The sequence below is a fragment of the Saccharibacillus sacchari genome, assembly GCF_037722395.1.
GTDB classification, from domain to species: Bacteria; Bacillota; Bacilli; order Paenibacillales; family Paenibacillaceae; genus Saccharibacillus; species Saccharibacillus sacchari_A.
Genome location: NZ_JBBKAR010000001.1, coordinates 247,231 through 266,677, shown reverse-complemented (window position 1 = coordinate 266,677; position 19,447 = coordinate 247,231). Strand labels below are relative to the sequence as shown.

18 protein-coding genes are annotated in these 19,447 nt (G+C 50.4%); all 18 read right to left on the bottom strand.

Features of this window, described 5'->3' with window-relative positions; all coding sequences use genetic code 11:
• Nucleotides 1-14: 14 nt before the first annotated feature.
• The gene (locus WKI47_RS01285) at nt 15-1,409 is read right to left on the bottom strand and encodes a flagellar hook-length control protein FliK (RefSeq protein ID WP_340225369.1); all 1,395 of its coding nucleotides are present in this window, start codon (nt 1,407-1,409) and stop codon (nt 15-17) included.
• Nucleotides 1,410-1,441: 32 nt separating this feature from the next.
• Complete coding sequence (locus WKI47_RS01280; protein ID WP_340225368.1) at nt 1,442-2,404, bottom strand: kinesin; 963 nt, start codon at nt 2,402-2,404, stop codon at nt 1,442-1,444.
• A 41-nt stretch (nt 2,405-2,445) separates the two neighbouring features.
• On the bottom strand, nt 2,446-2,892 hold the full coding sequence (gene fliJ / locus WKI47_RS01275) for a flagellar export protein FliJ (RefSeq protein ID WP_340225367.1): 447 nt from the start codon (nt 2,890-2,892) through the stop codon (nt 2,446-2,448).
• Nucleotides 2,893-2,900: 8 nt separating this feature from the next.
• Nucleotides 2,901-4,220 carry a flagellar protein export ATPase FliI gene (gene fliI / locus WKI47_RS01270; protein ID WP_340225366.1) on the bottom strand — a complete coding sequence of 440 codons (1,320 nt, stop codon included), beginning with the start codon at nt 4,218-4,220 and terminating at the stop codon, nt 2,901-2,903.
• A gap of 234 nt (nt 4,221-4,454) precedes the next feature.
• Nucleotides 4,455-5,276 carry a FliH/SctL family protein gene (locus WKI47_RS01265; RefSeq protein WP_340225365.1) on the bottom strand — a complete coding sequence of 274 codons (822 nt, stop codon included), beginning with the start codon at nt 5,274-5,276 and terminating at the stop codon, nt 4,455-4,457.
• Entirely contained in the window at nt 5,269-6,285 is a 1,017-nt protein-coding gene (gene fliG / locus WKI47_RS01260) for a flagellar motor switch protein FliG (protein ID WP_037282380.1), read from the bottom strand. The genes WKI47_RS01265 and fliG overlap by 8 nt, the downstream gene beginning before the upstream one ends.
• Before the next feature lie 12 nt (nt 6,286-6,297).
• Entirely contained in the window at nt 6,298-7,887 is a 1,590-nt protein-coding gene (gene fliF / locus WKI47_RS01255; RefSeq protein WP_340225364.1) for a flagellar basal-body MS-ring/collar protein FliF, read from the bottom strand.
• A 43-nt stretch (nt 7,888-7,930) separates the two neighbouring features.
• Nucleotides 7,931-8,242 carry a flagellar hook-basal body complex protein FliE gene (gene fliE / locus WKI47_RS01250; RefSeq protein ID WP_340225363.1) on the bottom strand — a complete coding sequence of 104 codons (312 nt, stop codon included), beginning with the start codon at nt 8,240-8,242 and terminating at the stop codon, nt 7,931-7,933.
• 87 nt (nt 8,243-8,329) lie between these two features.
• Entirely contained in the window at nt 8,330-8,782 is a 453-nt protein-coding gene (gene flgC / locus WKI47_RS01245; protein ID WP_340225361.1) for a flagellar basal body rod protein FlgC, read from the bottom strand.
• Between the two features lie 2 nt (nt 8,783-8,784).
• Nucleotides 8,785-9,192 carry a flagellar basal body rod protein FlgB gene (gene flgB / locus WKI47_RS01240; RefSeq protein WP_340225360.1) on the bottom strand — a complete coding sequence of 136 codons (408 nt, stop codon included), beginning with the start codon at nt 9,190-9,192 and terminating at the stop codon, nt 8,785-8,787.
• Between the two features lie 368 nt (nt 9,193-9,560).
• Entirely contained in the window at nt 9,561-10,970 is a 1,410-nt protein-coding gene (gene hslU / locus WKI47_RS01235; RefSeq protein ID WP_340225359.1) for an ATP-dependent protease ATPase subunit HslU, read from the bottom strand.
• Nucleotides 10,971-11,045: 75 nt separating this feature from the next.
• Nucleotides 11,046-11,585 carry an ATP-dependent protease subunit HslV gene (gene hslV / locus WKI47_RS01230; RefSeq protein WP_340225358.1) on the bottom strand — a complete coding sequence of 180 codons (540 nt, stop codon included), beginning with the start codon at nt 11,583-11,585 and terminating at the stop codon, nt 11,046-11,048.
• Between the two features lie 27 nt (nt 11,586-11,612).
• Nucleotides 11,613-12,962, bottom strand: coding sequence for an FADH(2)-oxidizing methylenetetrahydrofolate--tRNA-(uracil(54)-C(5))-methyltransferase TrmFO (trmFO, locus tag WKI47_RS01225; protein WP_340225357.1), 1,350 nt, complete (start codon nt 12,960-12,962; stop codon nt 11,613-11,615).
• Nucleotides 12,963-12,982: 20 nt separating this feature from the next.
• Nucleotides 12,983-15,082 (bottom strand): type I DNA topoisomerase, encoded by a 2,100-nt coding sequence (topA, locus tag WKI47_RS01220; protein ID WP_340225356.1) that lies wholly within the window; start codon nt 15,080-15,082, stop codon nt 12,983-12,985.
• A gap of 95 nt (nt 15,083-15,177) precedes the next feature.
• A complete protein-coding gene (gene dprA, locus WKI47_RS01215) occupies nt 15,178-16,305 on the bottom strand; it encodes a DNA-processing protein DprA (protein ID WP_340225355.1) in 1,128 nt (375 codons plus the stop codon).
• A gap of 150 nt (nt 16,306-16,455) precedes the next feature.
• Nucleotides 16,456-17,385 (bottom strand): succinate--CoA ligase subunit alpha, encoded by a 930-nt coding sequence (sucD, locus tag WKI47_RS01210; protein ID WP_340225354.1) that lies wholly within the window; start codon nt 17,383-17,385, stop codon nt 16,456-16,458.
• 50 nt (nt 17,386-17,435) lie between these two features.
• Nucleotides 17,436-18,593 carry an ADP-forming succinate--CoA ligase subunit beta gene (gene sucC / locus WKI47_RS01205; RefSeq protein ID WP_340225353.1) on the bottom strand — a complete coding sequence of 386 codons (1,158 nt, stop codon included), beginning with the start codon at nt 18,591-18,593 and terminating at the stop codon, nt 17,436-17,438.
• 249 nt (nt 18,594-18,842) lie between these two features.
• Nucleotides 18,843-19,310, bottom strand: coding sequence for a MarR family transcriptional regulator (locus tag WKI47_RS01200; RefSeq protein ID WP_340225352.1), 468 nt, complete (start codon nt 19,308-19,310; stop codon nt 18,843-18,845).
• Nucleotides 19,311-19,447: the final 137 nt, after the last annotated feature.

Sequence of the window (19,447 nt, the reverse complement as noted above, 5' to 3'; positions counted from 1 at the left end):
CTCCTGTCTGTGAATTAAGCTTCTGCGATAAACGAGCTTCCGGCTTGTGCAGCGGTCTTCTGTCTCAACCATTCGCCGAGTTCTTCGCCAAGCTCCGCCGTCAGCCTTGCATCGTCATTGCCTTCTTCTCTGGAACGCGAACGCCGTCCTTGTTGTTGCCCGTTGCCTTGCTGCCCGCCGTTCTGGTCCATTTGGGATTGCAACGAAGAGCTTTGCGTAACTTCAAGTCTTTCAACCGTTAAGCCTTGGCCTTGAAGCGATCCCCGAAGTTGTACCATCTGCTGTTCCAACATATCTTTTGCAGCGGCATGTTCCGTCACGAAGTGGGCGATAAGTTGTCCAGCGTGCATCGTGATCCGAATATCCACTTTACCCAGATGATCTGGCGTCAGCGAGATTTTCGCTTCGGTGAAGCCTTGCTTTTGCAAAATTTCCAAACGGTCTACAACCAATTTCTCAACTTCTTGAGCCATCCGATGTACAGGGACGGCTTCAACAGGCTTTGCAGGAGTTGTTCCATTACTTCTAAGCGCCAACTCGCCTGCTGTAATCGTTCCTTGCGTTTTGAATTCCTGCGGTGCTTCTTCGTTCTGCCTATCCTCTTGCTGTGTGCCTGCTCCGTTTTGCTGCTGGGTCTGCGCTTTTGAAGATACGATGGTTTGCTCCGAACTCTTGGCTTGAGCTTCCGTTGCCGGCTTCGCGTTCTGATCGCTTTTGACAACCTGCTGCGCGTCGTCTTGAATTTGGATCGCTTCGTTAGCTTGCACGGAAGTCTGCTTGGCGCTGTTCGTTTTCACGCTGTTTTCAACGGTCTGTTCAAGCGCCGCCAGAACCTGTTGGGCTTGTGCTTTTACTTCCGGTGCCGTTTGACTGGATTTCTGCATATCGATCAACTGTGTTACGGTATCCTGCAAAGCGAATTTGAGTGTTGCCGGATTGGAGGCCAATGTTTCCACTGCGTTCGCAGTAGCTTGTTGTCCTTCCCCCTGTGCATTTTCACCTTGCGATTGTGCATTCAGTACAACCTGAGCTTGCTGAATCCAACTTTGAAGCATAGGCATCAATTCCGGATTTTCCGTCAACTGTCCATCCAAAACGTCCAACTGATCCAGCAATTCTTCAACTTTCGCATCCAGCTTTTCGGCTTCCTCGCCACCTTGTGAACCTTCATCGCCGGACGCTTGTCCCGCTGCTGCAATCAATTGTTGCAACGCAGCCAATAAAGGATTCGTTGGGGTTTCGCTTGCCTCGCCGGCATTGCTGCCTGTTGTTGCACCGCCCATCAGCTGTTGAAGGGATTGACCGAATACAGCCGCTGCGCCGATTGTGCTTGCAACTGAAGCTTTACCGCCACCGCTTGTTGCAGGTGCTGCTGATCCTACTGTCATTCCTGGAATCGTCATTCCCATTTTCTAATTGTTCACCTCCTCTCAAGTTGGCGTTAACCGCCGATCAATTTGTTAGCCAGGGAAGCAGCGGTTTCGCTATCTGTACTTGCCATTTGCGACAAGATATTCGAGCGTGTCGAATCGTCTACGGATTTCAAAATGGTCAACACCTTTGCTTGATTGGTTTTGGCCATTTGGATCAACAATGTTGCTGCACTTGCGGCATCCATTGAAGAAAACGTTTGGCTGAGTTGATCTTGATTCAGCGAGCCTGTCGTGGAAGTCGCGGTTTGAGCGGGTTGTTCCGCGCTGTCTGCGGCGGCGCGCGCTTTGTTGGCTGCCGTTTCAAGTGCTTCGGCAGATGTCGCGGACTTCAACATGATCGATACTTTCGCTGCTTTATCGGCCGTCATTTTTTGCATGATTGCCGAACGTTGTTCCGTGCTCATTGCACCGAGGATCATCGCAATCTCTTCATCGGTCAACGTTTCCAGAATCGGAGCTGCTTTACTCGCGCTCATCGAGCCATACGTTTGCGCAAGCTGCTTTACTTGTTGACTCGGTCCGGGATCTTTAGCCGGTTCGGCAGCAGCTGCGGCCGCCGTCTGCTCCTGCTGCGCTTTCGCGTCGTCCAACTGCTTTTGCAAAGCGTCGGCTTTGGTTTGCGTATCGACCTGAGCCTTTTGCGCAGTTTTCAACTCGGTATTTTTCTGCTCCAGCTGAGTCTTCAACTGATTGATTGTCGCTTCGGCACTGGCGGCTTGTTTCTCTTCTTGTCTCTGGGCCTGTTGTTCCGGCGTATAGGTCGGCTTTGGCAGCATCGGACCAACGACAGGAATTTGATTGGCAGTCTCCAACACGGAGTTGCGCACTGTCGGATTCATTAGAGTCAAAAGCACCCCGACCAGCACGACTGCGAACAGTACAGGGGCGGCGAACAACAAGATTCTGCCTGCTTTACTCCCTGACGATTCTTCTTCCAGATTGACTTCGGCCTCCGCTCCGGTTTTTGCCATGCGTTGAACCTCCTTTTACGCGTTCTGCCGCACTTTTGTATTTAGTGGGCACGGGAGGCGAAACGAACAGTTGCCATCTCATCAAGTTCGTTTTGCTCACGAAGCATTTCTTCCTTTTCAAAAGATTCGAATGCTTTGCCACGCGCCTGCAGCCATACTTTTTCATCCAGCATTTTTGTCGTAAGCTTCTCTTTCTTTTCTTCGACTTTTACTTGCGCAGTTTGAATATCTTGACGTTTTTGCAAGATACATTGATCAATATAATTCACATAATCCTGCATTTGTTGAAGCTGGAGGGCCGAGACGGCGCCTGCAGTCTGTTCTTGAATAGAGTCTGCCAACGAACTCTTATCCGAAAATAGTCTGCCCAGCGTCTGTTCTTCGGCATTGAGTTGACCTATCGCCGAGGAGAGGTGCATTTCTGCATGATTTTTTTCACTGGTTTTCAGATCCACGACTTTTTGAAATGAGTAATTGAATTTTAACATCTCTCAGGTCAACTCCTTGAAAATTCTTGGATTAAACGTTCAATCGTTTCATCCAGCGTTGTTTTTTCGTCCACCTTTTGCTTCGTAAAATCCCAAATGCGTTGGATGTTCTCAATGGCCTCGTCAATCTCTGCGCTCGATCCTCGTTGATAGGCGCCGATGTTGATCAGGTCTTCAGACTCTTTGTACACCGACAGCAGTCGCTTCAAGTTGTTGGCAGCATCGGTTTGAATCTCTGGCGAAATGTCTTTCATGACCCGGCTGATGCTTGCGAGAACGTCGATTGCCGGAAAATGTCCCCGGTTCGCGATTCCGCGATTCAACACGATGTGTCCGTCCAGAATTCCCCGAACCGCATCCGCGATGGGTTCATTCATGTCATCGCCGTCCACCAGCACTGTGTAAAACGCGGTGATGGAACCTGTAGGTCCTGTTCCGGCCCGTTCAAGCAATTTGGGAAGAGTAGCGAATACAGAAGGCGTATACCCTCTCATTGCCGGGGGTTCTCCTACCGCCAACCCGACTTCGCGCTGAGCCATCGCAAAGCGCGTTACCGAGTCCATCATCATCATCACGTTCATTCCACGGTCCCGGTAATATTCGGCAATGCTTGTCGCTATCAAGGCGGCCTTGATCCGAACCAATGCCGGCTGATCGGATGTAGCCACAATGACGACTGATCTTGCCAAGCCTTCCGGGCCCAGATCCCGTTCAATAAAGTCGAGCACCTCGCGGCCCCGTTCGCCGACAAGAGCGATCACGTTGATGTCTGCCGAAGTGTTTCTGGCAATCATCCCCATTAATGTACTTTTACCCACACCGGAGCCGGCGAAAATACCAACCCGTTGTCCTTTGCCGATTGTCAGCAGTCCGTCGATCGCCCGAACACCGACGTTGATGGGTTCGTGTACTCTCGGACGTTGCAGCGGATTACTCGGAATATTGAAGGTAGAAGCATGGGCCATCCTCGCAGGAAGCATGGAACCGTCAAGCGGTCGTCCAAGACCGTCCAGCACTTTTCCCAAAAGCTCCGAACCGACTTGTACGGTAAGAGGTTTGCCTGTGCCGACAACGTCGCATCCCGGGCCGATCGACTGCAATTCGCCTAACGGCATCAGCAGTACTTTATTTTCCCGAAATCCGACGACTTCAGCCTGTAGCGGAGGAGCTGTTTTGGTCGGGTAAATGTAGCAAACCTCGCCGATGCTTGCATCCGGACCTTCCGATTCAACCATCAGCCCAATGACCTGGGTCACTTTGCCATTGACTCGAATCGGATCGATCTGCCTGAGTTGGTCCAAGTATTTGTCGACCAAAATTTCTCTCATTCCGCCACCTCCATGCCGTCGTTCGCTTTACAATTGCTATTCTACACGGTTATAAAACCCCCGCTAAGGCTAAAAAGTGCTATTTCCTGAATGATAAAAAACCCGGCAACCTACCTCAATTCCTATAGGCTAAAATTCCGACTAGGAAGTCGTCTTAACCTCATCTACGAGATCTCAGTCAGATTGGATCACAATCGGCTTGCAAAACGTAAAAATGGATAGATTTTCTTCCTTTTAACTACCTGTCGTTTCTTCATGCAAAGCAAGTCTGAGCAACTCGCGCTTGATCTCTGCCAATTGAGTATCGATTCTCGCATCCACGCTGCCAAAGTTCGAGCGAATAACGCAGCCGCGATCCCGCACAGTAGCGTCGGGAAGGATTTGCAGCTCGGCTTGCGAATCGATCGACATAGCAAGCTCTTCGCGCGCTGAGTTTATCAATGAAAATTGCGAAGGTGCTACGCAGAGCGTAATCGTTCCTTGCTCTCTTTTGCGCGATAGCGTTTGGCGAATCAAGCTGAGTGTCAGTTCCTCGTCATCGGCCAGCTTTCGATCAATGACTTTTTCCGCAATTGCCGAACTAAGCTCAACCAGGAAAGGTTCAGACTCCTGAATGATATCGCCTTTGCTTTGAATAGCCTCCTGGATCAAGGCTTGGGCCTCTTCCGCAGCTTCCTGCATTCGAACAGCGAGTTCTGCTTCAGCCTGTGCCTTGCCTTCCTCATAACCTTCGCGGAACGCCTGCGTCTTCACCGCTTCTACAAGGTTTTCATCCTGCTCGCGTCTTTCCTGCCACCACATTTCGATCTGCTGCTGCGCTTCAGCAAGCATCTGCTCAGCCTGCTGCGCCGCATCCCGAATCTGAAGCTCCGCGAATTCTTTCGCATCGCGAATCATTTCATCCTTCAGGATAACCGTATGTTGATCGGCAACCGGCAAAAGGGAAGCTTCTTCACCCTCGCTATGCGGCTGTTGCGAAGCATAGTGCCGATGCAAATCCAGTTTGACAAAGTCTTCTTTGGGCACATATTGCGAAGATTTAATGAGGTTAGACAATGATATCATCTCCTCCACCACGTGCGATGATGATCTCACCCGCTTCTTCAAGCTTACGGATAATGGTCACGATGCGAGTTTGTGCTTCTTCGACGTCACGCAGCCGAACCGGTCCCATAAATTCCATTTCCTCGCGGAAGGTATCAGCCATACGTTTGGACATGTTTTTGAATACCACTTCGCGAACCTCTTCGCTTGCAACTTTGAGTGCGAGCTGAAGATCGGCATTTTCGACATCGCGGATAATCCGTTGAATCGAACGGTCGTCGATATTGACGATATCTTCGAATACGAACATTCTTTTTTTGATTTCTTCCGCCAATTCAGGGTCCTGGATTTCAAGCGAATCGAGAATGGTGCGTTCCGTTCCTCGGTCTACGCCGTTCAGTATAGATACGATAGACTCGATACCGCCTGCGGTTGCAAAGTCTTGAGTGACCGTAGAAGAAAGCTTCTGTTCCAGCACACGCTCGACTTGAGCAATGACTTCTGGTGAAGTGCTATCCATCATGGCAATCCGCCTAGCCACTTCGGCTTGTTTCTCCTGAGGAAGCGAAGAAAGAATGATTGAGGCCTGTTCGAACTGTAAGTATGAAAGTACGAGTGCGATCGTTTGCGCGTTCTCGTTCTGAATAAAGTTCAGAATTTGGCTTGGGTCAGCTTTACGTGCGAAGTCGAACGGACGTACTTGAAGCGTTGCGGTCAAGCGATTGATAACTTCCAATGCCTTTTGCTCACCAAGCGCTTTTTGAAGGATATCTTTAGCGTAGTTGATACCGCCTTGTGAGATGTATTCTTGTGCCAAACAAATCTGATGGAATTCGGCAAGGACCGAATCCTTTTCCGAACTATCCACTTTTCTTACATTTGCGATTTCAAGCGTGAGTTGCTCAATTTCTTCATCCCGCAAATGTTTGAAAATTTGAGCCGAAACTTCCGGACCGAGCGAGATCAGCAGGATCGCCGCTTTCTGTCTTCCGCTCAGTGTTTGCGCGCTTGCTTTAGCCACACTTCTTCACTCCTATTCATCGGCTAACCATGTGCGCAGCAGATTGACGAACTCATCCGGTTTCTTTTTGGCGAGCGATTCAAGCTGTTTTCGCATTTGGCTTTCTCCGCTGACCGTATCGAGGTTGATGGACGGCATCTCCGCCGGTGTCGGCAGCTCCATTTCTTCGAGCAATTCTTCTTCGCGATTTTTTCTTCTGCGGCGTACAACCAGGAAGATCGCGACCGCAAGCAAGGCAGCCAGGCCGCCGATGATGCTCCATAGCAACACGCGGGAGATTCCGGTGTCGGTTGCAGCGGTTTCGGTGGAAGGAGTTGACGACATAACCAGAACTTTTTGACCCAGTTGCGCGTCAGTATAAGTAACACCCGAATCGGCAAGAGAAGCGGAAACGATGTTTCTTAAAATACTGGTAATATTCCCTTCGATATCCTGATTAAGAGTCGTTTCACCATCAGGTGGTTCAATTGCCACGTTTATGGTTAAGTCTTTTACAATATAAGGGCTTTGTACAATTTGCTTGGTAATTTGGTTGACTTGATAGTTAACAATCTTATTCGAGTTTTCCGAAGTGGTCTGACCCGTCGTGGTGTCTCCTGGATAAGTAGGTACGGCTTCCGTACCTGTTCCAGCTACTCCGCTAGTGGGATCACCCGCACCCGTATAGCTTTCTTGAATATCCTGCACGCTGATTTCAATCCCGCGCATATTGTCGACGTCGACCGGTGAGTAGGTAGTTTCATTGGCGTTAACCTGGTCAAAGTTGAGCTTGGAAGCGACGAGAACGTTGACTTTATCCGCCCCTACGATCGTGCCGAGGAACATCTTCACGCTTTTTTCGATATCGCTCTCGTATTTGCGTTGAATCGCCAAGTTATCTTGAATGGAACCTGCCGCTCCCGCGCCAAAACCGCTACCCGCATTGGAAGCATACAATATCGTGTTATCGCTGGTAATCGTAATGTTATCAATCGGAAGATTGGGCACCGAACTTTTCACGATATTGAAATAACCGTCAATAACGTCTTGTGTCGGCCGGAAGCCCGGTTGGAAGTTCATCACGACCGAAGCGGAAGCCTGATCTTGATCTTCGCTATTAGCGAACAAGCTTTCTTCAGGAAGATTGACGAGGACTCTTGCGCTTTCTACGCCGTTCATCAATTTTAATAAAGATTCGATTTCGCCGTTCAACGCGCTTTTGTACTTGACATTGAATTCGTTCTCGGTCATCCCGAGCGCCGATGTCGTCGTGCCAAACATTTTATTGAACCCGATCGATCCACTTTGGATAATACCCTGTGCCGCTACATCCACGCGAGCCCGCGCAGCATTCGTACTTGGCACGGAGATGCTTTTGCCATCTTCGCTCAACTTATACGGAATACTGGCACCATCCAGGTATGCCATGGTAGCCGCCGCATCTTCCCCGTTCAAATCCTGAAAAGCCACTTCATATTCCGTCTTGGAAAACTGCATGGTCAGAATTACAATCGTCAGCAGCGTAATTGCAACGGTCGATACCAGCAGGGCCTTTTGAGTTTTGCTAAGCCGATTCCAGTAACCCAAGAGCGAATCCCTTATTCGGGTTAGTCTTTCATTCACAGTTTCACCCCACTACGCAGCATTATACTTAAAGGTTGTACGATTACAGTTGTGTACGCATGATCTCTTGATAAGCTTCGATGACTTTGTTTCTGACTTGCGAAGTCAATTGAAGACCCAACAACGCTTGTTCGGAAGTAATCATGACCTGGTCAACACTCGCTTGTCCAAGCATGAATTGTTTCCCGGTTTGATCGGCTGTTTTTTCCATGTCCGAAACGCCTTGAATCGCATCTTGCAAGTATTGACCAAAACCCTGTATAGCCTCGTTCGGAGTGGTAGAAGGTGATTCCTGCGTAGAAGAAACGGCACGGTTAGCGATTTGAACCGGGTTAAACATATGGTTTTGAATCATTGCGATCTTCCTTTCCGATAGGGACGCCAAAACGCCCGCATGATGTTGATTTTTCCCGTTCGGCTTTTAACTGACGGTCATTTGTGGTTATTTACCGATTTGCAGCGCTTTTGTGATCATCGCCTTGGTCGCATTCAACGCCGTAACGTTGGCTTCGTAGGAACGCGTAGCCGAAATCATGTCTACCATTTCTTTGGCGATATCCACGTTTGGCATTTGCACGTAACCGTCCGCGTTCGCGTCAGGATGAGTCGGATTGTACACCAGCTTGAAAGGCTCCTGATCTTCTTTGATCCCGGTCACTTTCACTCCGCTGGCCGAGCTTTTTCCGTTCATCGCCGCGTTAAGCGTTTGAGAAAACGGCGTTTGATTATTTTCGGACAAAACGGCAACCTTGCGGCGGTAAGGCTGTACTTCGCCGTTCACGACCTGCGCTCTTGTCGTATCGGCGTTCGCGATGTTCGACGAGATGATGTCCATCCGCAACCGTTGCGCTGTAAGAGCGGAAGCACTGACGTCAAATCCGTTGCTGATTCTCATGGTTATGCATTGCCTCCCAGCGCTGTGCGCATCATTTTGATTTGGTGAGTGACTTCTTCGAGATACGTGTTGTAACGCAGTTGATTTTCGGCCAAGCTACTCATTTCGCTATCGATGTCTACGTTGTTCTTGTTATTGTTCATTGCGGTGCTGTTGTCGCTGGTCACTTTGGCTGTAGGGATAGATCCTGCAGAACCGATGGCAATATGCCGGGAATTGGTAATTCGTCCCTTAATCGAACTTACACCGTTCATCTCCGACTGAAGCAGGCTTTCGAAGGATACTTCCGAACGCTTGAAGTAAGGCGTATCCGCATTGGCGATATTGTTGGAAATAACTTGTTGTCTGGTGTTGGATGCGTCGATCGCGCTGCGCAGACGATTAAAGCCGGTATCGTTCAAAATATTCATCGATTCCACTCCCTTAGTTAATAAGCCTTGTGCACTTTATAAATTATACAAAATTAAATTCGACTAAACTATTGTTTTTTTTAGTCATGCCTATAAATTGTTGAAAAGACTTTCCGCATCCCAACAATTGGAATAAAAATCAACCTATCCATCTCTATTACGTCTAACCTAAGTTTCTTAGAGTTGGACCTATAAAACAATGAGAAAAAAGCCCTATCTTTACCTAGTTGGAAGACAGGGCTTTTTCTTATTTCGATAGTCAGAGGAAAAGCGTTGATTTAATGTCAAAATTGAATAGGCTTTCATTCATTAACCCAAACTCCAGACTTTTTCTCCCTCTTTTTTTCCAGTTTAACAAAAAGTCGCCTCTACAAAATATATTGACTCAAATCACGATCTTTTGCGATATCGCCCAACTTTTCGCGAACGTATTCCGGCGTAATCGTCATCTGATCCAAATTCAGTTCTGGCGCTTCAAAAGAAAGATCTTCCAAAAGTTTTTCCAAAATGGTATGCAGGCGACGCGCACCGATATTTTCCGTGTTCTGGTTCACCGACGCCGCAATGCTTGCAATCTCGTGAATGGCTTCTTCGGAAAATCCGATTTCGATATTTTCTGTTTTGAGCAGGTCCACGTATTGTTTGGTCAACGCATTCTGAGGCTCGGTCAGAATAGCGATGAAGTCTTCCAGCGTCAAACTCTCCAACTCCACCCGAATCGGGAAGCGTCCCTGAAGTTCGGGAATCAAATCGGAAGGCTTGGAAACATGGAAAGCTCCCGCAGCCATAAACAGGATATAATCGGTCTTCACCGGTCCGTATTTGGTTACGATCGTGGAACCTTCAACAATAGGAAGGATATCCCGTTGCACGCCTTCTCTGGATACGTCAGGACCGTGTCCGCGGCCGCTGCCCGCCACCTTGTCGATTTCGTCGATGAAAATGATTCCGGCTTGCTCAGCTCGGCGTACAGCCTCCTGATTGACATCATCCATGTCAATCAGCTTCGAAGCCTCTTCCTGAGTCAGTGCTTTGCGCGCTTCGCGAATCGGCAATTTGCGGCGCTTCGTGCGCTTTGGCATGAAGTTGCCCAGCATTTCCTGAATGTTCATTCCCATCTGATCATTGCCTTGTCCGGCCAGCATATCGAACATGTTAGGCATAGCATCTTCAACGTCGATCTCGATGATATCATCTTCCAGCTTGCCGGACAACAAATTGAAGCGGACCTGGCGCCGGCGTTCGCTGAGCGAACCTTCTTCGTATCGGGTCTTTTCCGGCTCGGGCTCCGGCGTAGCTTTCGACTGGCCGCCGAACAGCATTTCAAAAGGATTCCGTTGCGCGGAAGAAGATTTTGCGGCCGGTACTAAAATTTCAACGATACGTTCGTTTGCCATTTCTTCCGCGCGGTCCTTCACCTTCTCCGTACGCTCCGCTTTCACCATACGGATCGAAGTTTCGACCAAGTCACGCACCATGGATTCGACGTCGCGACCCACATAGCCGACTTCGGTAAACTTGGTAGCCTCGACTTTGATAAAAGGCGCTCCGACAAGCTTCGCCAAGCGACGTGCGATTTCTGTTTTACCGACGCCCGTAGGCCCGATCATCAAAATATTCTTCGGTGCCACTTCATCCCTTGTTTCTTCGGGCAGCAAGCTACGACGATAACGATTGCGCAGAGCAACGGCAACCGAACGCTTTGCCTTTTTCTGTCCGACGATGTACTTGTCCAGTTCCGCTACGATTTCCCGCGGTGTCAGGGCTTCGTTTTTCATGCATGTACCCTCCACTTCTAGGGCGCGCACCCAAACGCATCAAGTCCGCTCGTTTAAGTACCGCCGTAATTGGCATTAAAGTTCTTCGACGATAATGTTGTCGTTCGTGTACACACAAATCTCGGCCGCAATCTTCAGTGACGCCTCGGCGATCTCTTTCGCATCGAGTTCCGCATGACGCTTCAGCGCGCGTGCAGCCGACAAAGCAAAGTTACCGCCTGAACCAATCGCGATAATATCATCGTCCGGTTCGATGATTTCCCCGTTACCGGAGATCAGCAGCATACCGTCTTTGTCCATTACAATCATCAAAGCTTCGAGTTTACGCAGCATTTGATCCGTGCGCCATTCTTTGACCAGTTCGACGGCGGCACGTTGCAAATTGCCTTGGTGCTCTTCCAGCTTGGCCTCGAATTTCTCGAACAACGTAATCGCATCGCCTACGGAACCTGCAAATCCGGCAAGAATCTGCCCACGGTACAATCTGCGTACCTTTTTGGCATGTTGTTTCATGATGACATTTTGTCCCATCGTAACCTGGCCGTCGCCAGCTATAGCCGCCTTGCCGTTTTTGCGCACCGCGCAAATGGTCGTCGCGTGAAACGAAATTTCCATCGTGATCCTCCTATTCGGGTTGTGCAATTAATTGCGAACAGCGTTCAACGAATGTTCTTCCGTGAAAGCCGCCAGCTTATCGAGCGCTCGCATCGCCAAAGCTTCGTTCTTTTCTTTTTTATTGCGAATCTTTTTCTCCGGTTTCGGCAGCAGGCCGAAGTTCGCGTTCATCGGTTGGAAATGATCCGGGTCGGCTTCCGTAATATAACGAGCCATGCCTCCGAGAGTCGTTTCTTCCGGGAATATGATCTGCTCGCGTCCCAATGCTTGATGCGCTGCATTGATTCCGGCAATCAGGCCGGAAGCAGCCGATTCCACATATCCTTCAACGCCGGTCATCTGACCCGCAAAGAACAGGTTAGGACGGGCTTTGCATTGGTAGGTCGGCTCAAGCAATCTCGGCGAATTGATGAACGTGTTGCGGTGCATGACTCCGTAGCGAACGATGTCCACATTCTCAAGGCCTGGGATCATCTGGAACACGCGCTTTTGCTCGCCCCACTTCAAGTGCGTCTGGAATCCGACCAAGTTGTAGAGCGTTCCCGCCGCATTGTCCTGACGAAGTTGCACGACAGCGAAAGGAATTTTGCCCGTGCGCGGATCAGGCAAACCGACAGGCTTCATCGGTCCGAACAAGGCGGTTTGGCGTCCGCGCTGCATCATGACTTCGATCGGCATACAGCCTTCAAAATAGATTTCTTTTTCAAATTCTTTAAGTTCCGCTTTTTCCGCCGCGATCAACGCCTCATAGAAGCGATCAAATTCCTCTTCGGTCATTGGGCAGTTCAGGTATGCCGCTTCTCCTTTGTCGTAACGGGAAGCCAGATATACTTTATCCATATCGATCGAATCTTTCTCGATGATCGGAGCCGCCGCATCATAAAAGTAGAAATACTCTTCGCCCATGAAGCTTTTGATTTGCGCGGAAAGTGCCGGAGAAGTCAAAGGTCCTGTCGCGATGACCGTAATGCCGTCTTCAGGAATCTCCGTTACTTCTTCTTCGCGAACGTCCACAAGCGGATGCTCTTTGAGCGCCTGCGTAATACCACCGGAGAACAGATCGCGGTCAACCGCCAAAGCACCGCCTGCGGGAACCGCGCTAGCGTCCGCTTTGCCGATCACCAGCGAATCCAGTCTGCGCATTTCTTCTTTCAATACGCCTACAGCACCTGTAAATCCGTTAGCCCGCAGCGAGTTGCTGCATACCAATTCCGCGAAATAAGACGTATGGTGAGCCGGTGTTTTTACTTTGGGACGCATCTCGTAAAGGGTGACCGGAACGCCGCGGCTTGCAATCTGCCAAGCCGCCTCGCTTCCCGCCAATCCCGCACCGATTACGGTTACTCGCTGTGTGTTCGAACTTTCATTGTTACCCACTTCATGTTCCCCCTATTGCTTTATGCTTCCGCTGTATCTTCGTTGTCTTCAAGCACTTCCGTATGATCGCATGATGTACATTGCAGCTTCGTTCCCTGCTTGCTGCGCTTCTCGACCATCAACGAAGAGCATACCGGACAAGGCTTTGCGGACGGACGGTCCCACGATACAAAGTCGCATTCCGGATACTGGTCGCAGCCGTAGAAGACGCGTCCTTTTTTGCTGCGGCGTTCGACAACATGCCCTTCTTTGCATTTCGGACAGGTCACGCCGATATTTTTGACGATCGGGCGAGTATTCCGGCAGTCCGGGAAGCCCGAACATGCCAGGAACTTGCCGAAGCGTCCCATTTTGTAAACCATAGGCTTGCCGCATTTGTCGCAAACCTCATCCGAGACTTCGTCCTGGATTTCGATCTCCTTCATTTCCTCTTCCGCGAACTCAAGCCGTTTTTCGAACGTTCCGTAGAACTCCTGAAGCACGCGTACCCACTGTTCGTCGCCTTCTTCCACATGGTCAAGGTTTGCTTCCATCTGGGCGGTAAACTCGGCATTGAGAATCTCCGGGAAAAATTCTTCCATTTGCTCGTTGATCAGCTCGCCAAGCTCCGTCGGAACGAATTTTTTCTCTTCAATCGCGACGTAGCCGCGTTTTTGAATCGTTTCCAGCGTCGGCGCATACGTACTCGGGCGTCCGATTCCGAGCTCTTCCAACGTTTTGACCAGCCGTGCTTCCGTATAACGGGGAGGCGGCTGCGTGAAATGCTGCTTCGGCTCGATCTCTTTGCGCTCCAGCTGATCCCCTTTGGCAAGTGCCGGGAGGAACTTGTCTTCTTCCACGCTACCGTCGTCGTTGCCTTCCACATAGACTTTCATAAAGCCCTGGAAACGCACTTTCGAGCCGACGGCGCGGAATGTCGCATCGCCTGCGGCAATATCGACCGACAGCGTATCCAGCACGGCAGAAGACATCTGGCTAGCGACAAAGCGTTCCCAGACCAGCTTGTACAAGCGGAACTGGTCACGGCTCATGAATGCTTTGACGGATTCAGGATCGCGGGAGATCGAAGTCGGACGAACCGCTTCGTGCGCGTCTTGGGCGCCGGCCGATTTTTTCGAATATTGACGCGGCGTTTCAGGAGCAAATTCCGCACCGTAACGTTCGCCGATAAAAGCTTTCGCTTCTTCCTGCGCGCTGCCTGCGATCCGCGTGGAGTCGGTACGCATATACGTGATCAGACCGACCGTACCTTCTTTGCCGAGGTCGATACCTTCATAAAGCTGCTGGGCGACCGACATCGTTTTGGCCGCTCTGAAGTTCAGCTTACGCGCGGCCTCCTGTTGCAGTGAGCTTGTCGTAAAGGGAGGGGACGGATGGCGCTGGCGTTCTTTCTCCTTAACTTCGCCTACAACAAAATCCTTTCCTTCGAAAGCGGCCAGCACTTCTTTGACATCCTGCTCGCTATGAAGTTCCTTTTTGGCACCGTTCAGCTGATGGAATTTGGCTTCGAAGTCGTTGCCTTTGACCGCCAGGCGAGCCGTGATACTCCAATACTCTTCCGGAACAAACTCGGAAATTTCGTTTTCCCGATCGATGATCAGCTTGACTGCAACGGATTGTACACGGCCCGCAGACAGTCCCTTTTTAACTTTTTTCCAAAGCAACGGGCTAATCTTGTATCCAACCAGACGGTCGAGAATGCGACGTGCCTGTTGCGCGTTAACCAGATCCATATTGATCGGACGCGGCGTCTTGAACGCATCTTTAACGGCCTGCTTCGTAATCTCGTTAAATACGACGCGACAATCCTGTACGTTATCAATGTCGAGCGCATGAGCCAAATGCCAAGCGATTGCTTCCCCTTCGCGATCGGGGTCGGCCGCGAGATAGACTTTTTTGACTTTCTTGCTGGCATCCTTAAGTTCTTTCAGGATAGAGCCTTTTCCGCGGATGGTAATGTATTTCGGATTAAATTCGTTTTCCACATCAACACCGATCTGGCTTTTCGGCAGATCCCGAATATGCCCCATTGATGCTTTGACGATAAATTTGCTGCCTAAGTATTTGCCGATCGTTTTAGCCTTTGCAGGCGATTCCACGATGACGAGCGAATCCGCCATAGGTTCGTCCTCCTCTCGAGTTGTGCAAGCGCGGCTTTCCGGGCCCCTTGCCCTGCACCGTGCCGATTCTTCAGTTGCTTCAATAAAGGATGAGGTCAGCGGACCGGCTCCCCGATCCACGCATATACAGCGCCGGAGAGCGATTTCACCTGACTTTTTATGACTAACGATAGCAGAACGGAATGTAAAAGTCCAAAATCCCAGGATGTCTTCCGCTGAAGCTCATCGATACTCGCATCCCCTTGCTCCAATATAACGTATATCTTCCGCTCCTCTTTTGTCAATTTTTCATGGTTCTCTTTTTTTTCGGCGCTTGGCGCAGACGGAACGAACAGATGCGTATACTCTTCCAAAATGTCATTTGCATCCGCGCAGGGTTTTGCTCCGTTTTTGATCAATTGCAAAGTTCCCAAACTTTTGGGCGAAGTTACGGGTCCCGGCACAGCAAAAACGTCTCGGCCACAATCAAGCGCATAATCGGCTGTAATCAACGAACCGCTTTTCTCTGCCGCTTCGACAATCAGCACGCCTCTGGACAACCCGGCAATGATTCGGTTACGCAGCGGGAATAGTCCGGGGGAAGGACGTGTGCCTGGAGGAAATTCGGAAACGATCAGCCCTTGCTCCGCGATCTCCCGGTGTAAATGATTATGTTCGGGCGGGTATGCAACATCAACGCCTGCGCCAAGCACCGCAATGGTTGCGCCGCCCCGACGCAGTGCTTCACGGTGCGTATAGCCATCGATGCCCCGTGCCATACCGCTGACGAGGCAAACTCCGTTTTCCGCCAGAGTACCGGCTACCCGTTCGCAAATCACGCGTCCATAAGCGGTAGGCGCTCTCGTTCCCACGATCGCAATACTGAAATCATGCAGCAATTCCCGGCGTCCGATCGTATAAAGCATCCAGGGCGGTTTGGCGGATTCCTTCATTAAAGTAGGATATTCTTCATCAAAGTAAGATATCGGTTCAATCCCCCGTTGCCGAAGTCGTCCAAGACGCTCACGCGCTTCCTCAATTCGAATATTGCCTGCTACTTTTGCCTGCTTGGCTTGTGCACCGAGTGCCAGCCAGGTCTGCTCGGGAATCCGGAAAAGTTCATCAAAAGGAATCCCTTTATGCCAAACGATTCTCATCAATGCGTATATACTCTGCCAACCGATTCCCGCCGTCTCATGCAAAGCCATAACCCATAGCTCTTCCGGCGAACATTCTTGCTTCATTGCCGCTTCACCTCTCCCAACTTTCCTTAACTGTTCGAAAAACACAAAAAGCAGCCCTTCTTCCCTGTTGGGGAAAGAAAGGCTGCTTGCCTTGGTTCCGTTCAGCTATAGATTAAACTTCTCTCATTGTGCCAGAAAACCGTCTACGAATCAACCTGCCGTAAACGTTTCGAGCACACCGCGCTCTTCAAGTACAGCCACGAGGGTCGCACCCATTTCAGCCGGAGTCGGAGCAACGCGAATGCCGCATTCCTCCAGCTTGGCGATTTTCTCCGCAGCTGTGCCTTTACCGCCCGAAATGATAGCGCCGGCGTGGCCCATCCGTTTGCCCGGAGGAGCTGTAGCACCGCCAATGAAGCCAACAACAGGTTTGGTCATATTGGCTTTGATCCACTCGGCTGCTTCTTCCTCTGCCGTACCGCCGATCTCACCAATCATCACTACCGCCTGCGTACCTTCGTCTTCATTGAACAATTTCAGAATATCGATAAACTCCGAACCTTTGACCGGGTCACCACCGATACCGACTGCTGTCGATTGACCGATGCCGCGCGTTGTCAACTGGTGTACGGCTTCATAAGTAAGCGTTCCGCTGCGGGAAACAACACCCACTTTGCCCGCTTTATGGATGTACCCCGGCATAATGCCGATCTTGCATGCTTCCGGCGTAATCACGCCCGGGCAGTTCGGTCCGATCAGAACCGTCTTTTTGCCCTCCAGATAACGCTTAACCTTGACCATGTCGAGTACCGGAATGCCTTCCGTGATACAGATCACCAGTTCAAGTTCGGCGTCGATCGCTTCCATGATGGAATCTGCGGCAAATGCCGGCGGTACGTAGATGACGCTCGCCGTTGCACCTGTCGCTTGAACCGCATCATTGACCGTGTTGAACACCGGAAGCTTGACCGAATTGCCGTTCTCCAGCGTGATTTCAACGTCAGTGCCGCCTTTACCGGGAGTTACGCCGCCTACCATCTGCGTACCGTACTCCAAGGCACCTTTCGTATGGAAAAGCCCCGTCTCGCCTGTAATCCCCTGCGTAATGACTTTTGTATTTTTATCCACCAGAATACTCATGCCCGTCCACATCCTCCGTTTAAAGTCAGTTTGTGAAACTTACGCCGCGGTTATACCAGCTCTACGATTCGTTTTGCGCCATCGGCCATCGAGTCTGCCGACACGATATTGAGTCCCGACTCGTTCAGAATCTTTTTGCCGAGATCGACGTTCGTGCCTTCGAGACGTACAACGAGCGGTTTTTCCAACTTGATCTGCTTGGCCGCTTCGACTACACCGTCCGCGATAACGTCACAACGCATGATTCCACCGAAGATGTTGATAAAGATCCCTTTAACTTCCGGGTCGGACAAGATGATCTTGAAGGCTTCTGTAACCTTCTCCTTCGTCGCACCGCCCCCTACGTCCAGGAAGTTAGCGGGTTCGCCGCCATAGTATTTGATGATATCCATCGTTGCCATCGCCAGACCCGCACCATTGACCATACAGCCAATATTGCCATCGAGGGCAATATAGCTCAGATCGAATTTTGACGCGGCAATTTCCTTCTCGTCCTCTTCGTCGAGGTCGCGAAGCGCCAAAATATCCTTGTGACGGAACAACGAATTCGAGTCAAAATTCAGCTTGGCGTCAAGTGCAATAACATCCCCGCTACCGGTTACGACAAGCGGATTGATCTCGGCAATCGAGCAGTCCTTGTCCACGAACGCTTCATACAAAGCCAACATGAACTTCGCCGCTTTATTGACCAGTTCCTTCGGAATATTGATCGCGTAAGCCAGACGGCGAGCCTGGAACGGCTGGAGTCCTACGGCTGGATCGACCACTTCGCGGAAAATCTTTTCGGGTGTTGCGGCCGCGACTTCCTCGATCTCCGTTCCGCCTTCTTCCGAGGCCATCAGCACGACGCTACCGGTTCCCCGATCCACGACGACACCCACATAATATTCTTTCTTGATATCGCAGCCTTCTTCGATCAGAAGCCGCTTGATTTCCTTGCCTTCCGGGCCGGTCTGATGGGTAACGAGCACCTTGCCAATCAACTCTTCGGCATAGGTACGTACTTCATCCAGGCTTTTGGCCACTTTGACCCCTCCGGCCTTGCCGCGTCCGCCCGCATGGATCTGCGCCTTTACGACGACGATCGGAGTTCCGAGTTCGCGGGCCGCGTCTACGGCTTCCGCCGCGCTAAACGCTACCTTGCCGCGAGGCACGGTTACTCCGTACTGCTGCAAAACTTCTTTGCCTTGATATTCATGGATATTCATTCGTGAATCCTCCTATCAAATTGGCTCGCACCAGGCGGGTTGCCAGGCAGAAAAGTACAACCTCAACCATTATAGCACGACTAGTAAACAAAATTGAAACGCTTTCTTAAAATTCGAACTATTCCGCTTTTTTCGACAAATTTCCGTATGCAAAAAACGATCGCGGCAGTATCCGAATTAAGTTCCGACAAAAAAACCGGCAGCGCTCCGGCTGCCGGTTTTTTTGTAAAGGTCATCACGCTATGCGATTTATTTGCCCGAAGAATTTACGTTGACGTCATGCGCGCGCGCCAACAAGTTTTGGAATCTGCCCAGCAGTTCCACAAACTCCGGCACATCCATACGCAGATCACGCGCCATGCATTCCGGAATATGCGCCGCCTGATCTTGCAGCTCGCGCCCTTTGTCCGTCAACGAAATGAAGACTTTACGCTCGTCCTCGGTAGAACGGTTGCGCTCGACCAGCCCTGCGTTTTCCAATCTTTTGAGCAGGGGCGTCAGGGTTCCCGAATCCAGGAACAACTCTTCGCCCAACTCTTTCACTGTCCGTTCGTCCTGCTCCCATAAAACAATCAATACGAGATACTGCGAGTAGGTTACGCCCAATTGTTCCAAATAGGGCTGGTACATCTTCGTGATCTCGCGCGAGCTGGCATAAATCGAGAAGCACAGCATATTGTCCAACTGAAGCTGCGGATATTCATTGACTTTGCCCATTCTGCGCACTCCTCCCGTTAACTACTGGTTTTTTCCGAAAATCGCTTACAAACATAATCGCATTAAATTTGATTGTTGTAAATACGTTTGGGTCGAATTTTATGAAAAACCTTGCATGGGGCGTATCTTGACTTTCG

What these genes read in the sequence shown, in the direction of transcription:
- WKI47_RS01200 (WP_340225352.1), bottom strand. Translation starts at nt 19,310, where the DNA reads ATGGGCAAAGTCAATGAATATCCGCAGCTTCAGTTGGACAATATGCTG.
- fliI (WP_340225366.1), bottom strand. Translation starts at nt 4,220, where the DNA reads ATGAGAGAAATTTTGGTCGACAAATACTTGGACCAACTCAGGCAGATC.
- flgC (WP_340225361.1), bottom strand. Translation starts at nt 8,782, where the DNA reads ATGAGAATCAGCAACGGATTTGACGTCAGTGCTTCCGCTCTTACAGCG.
- fliJ (WP_340225367.1), bottom strand. Translation starts at nt 2,892, where the DNA reads ATGTTAAAATTCAATTACTCATTTCAAAAAGTCGTGGATCTGAAAACC.
- hslV (WP_340225358.1), bottom strand. Translation starts at nt 11,585, where the DNA reads ATGGAAATTTCGTTTCACGCGACGACCATTTGCGCGGTGCGCAAAAAC.
- fliE (WP_340225363.1), bottom strand. Translation starts at nt 8,242, where the DNA reads ATGATTCAAAACCATATGTTTAACCCGGTTCAAATCGCTAACCGTGCC.
- hslU (WP_340225359.1), bottom strand. Translation starts at nt 10,970, where the DNA reads ATGAAAAACGAAGCCCTGACACCGCGGGAAATCGTAGCGGAACTGGAC.
- sucD (WP_340225354.1), bottom strand. Translation starts at nt 17,385, where the DNA reads ATGAGTATTCTGGTGGATAAAAATACAAAAGTCATTACGCAGGGGATT.
- dprA (WP_340225355.1), bottom strand. Translation starts at nt 16,305, where the DNA reads ATGAAGCAAGAATGTTCGCCGGAAGAGCTATGGGTTATGGCTTTGCAT.
- WKI47_RS01280 (WP_340225368.1), bottom strand. Translation starts at nt 2,404, where the DNA reads ATGGCAAAAACCGGAGCGGAGGCCGAAGTCAATCTGGAAGAAGAATCG.
- WKI47_RS01285 (WP_340225369.1), bottom strand. Translation starts at nt 1,409, where the DNA reads ATGGGAATGACGATTCCAGGAATGACAGTAGGATCAGCAGCACCTGCA.
- sucC (WP_340225353.1), bottom strand. Translation starts at nt 18,593, where the DNA reads ATGAATATCCATGAATATCAAGGCAAAGAAGTTTTGCAGCAGTACGGA.
- flgB (WP_340225360.1), bottom strand. Translation starts at nt 9,192, where the DNA reads ATGAATATTTTGAACGATACCGGCTTTAATCGTCTGCGCAGCGCGATC.
- topA (WP_340225356.1), bottom strand. Translation starts at nt 15,082, where the DNA reads ATGGCGGATTCGCTCGTCATCGTGGAATCGCCTGCAAAGGCTAAAACG.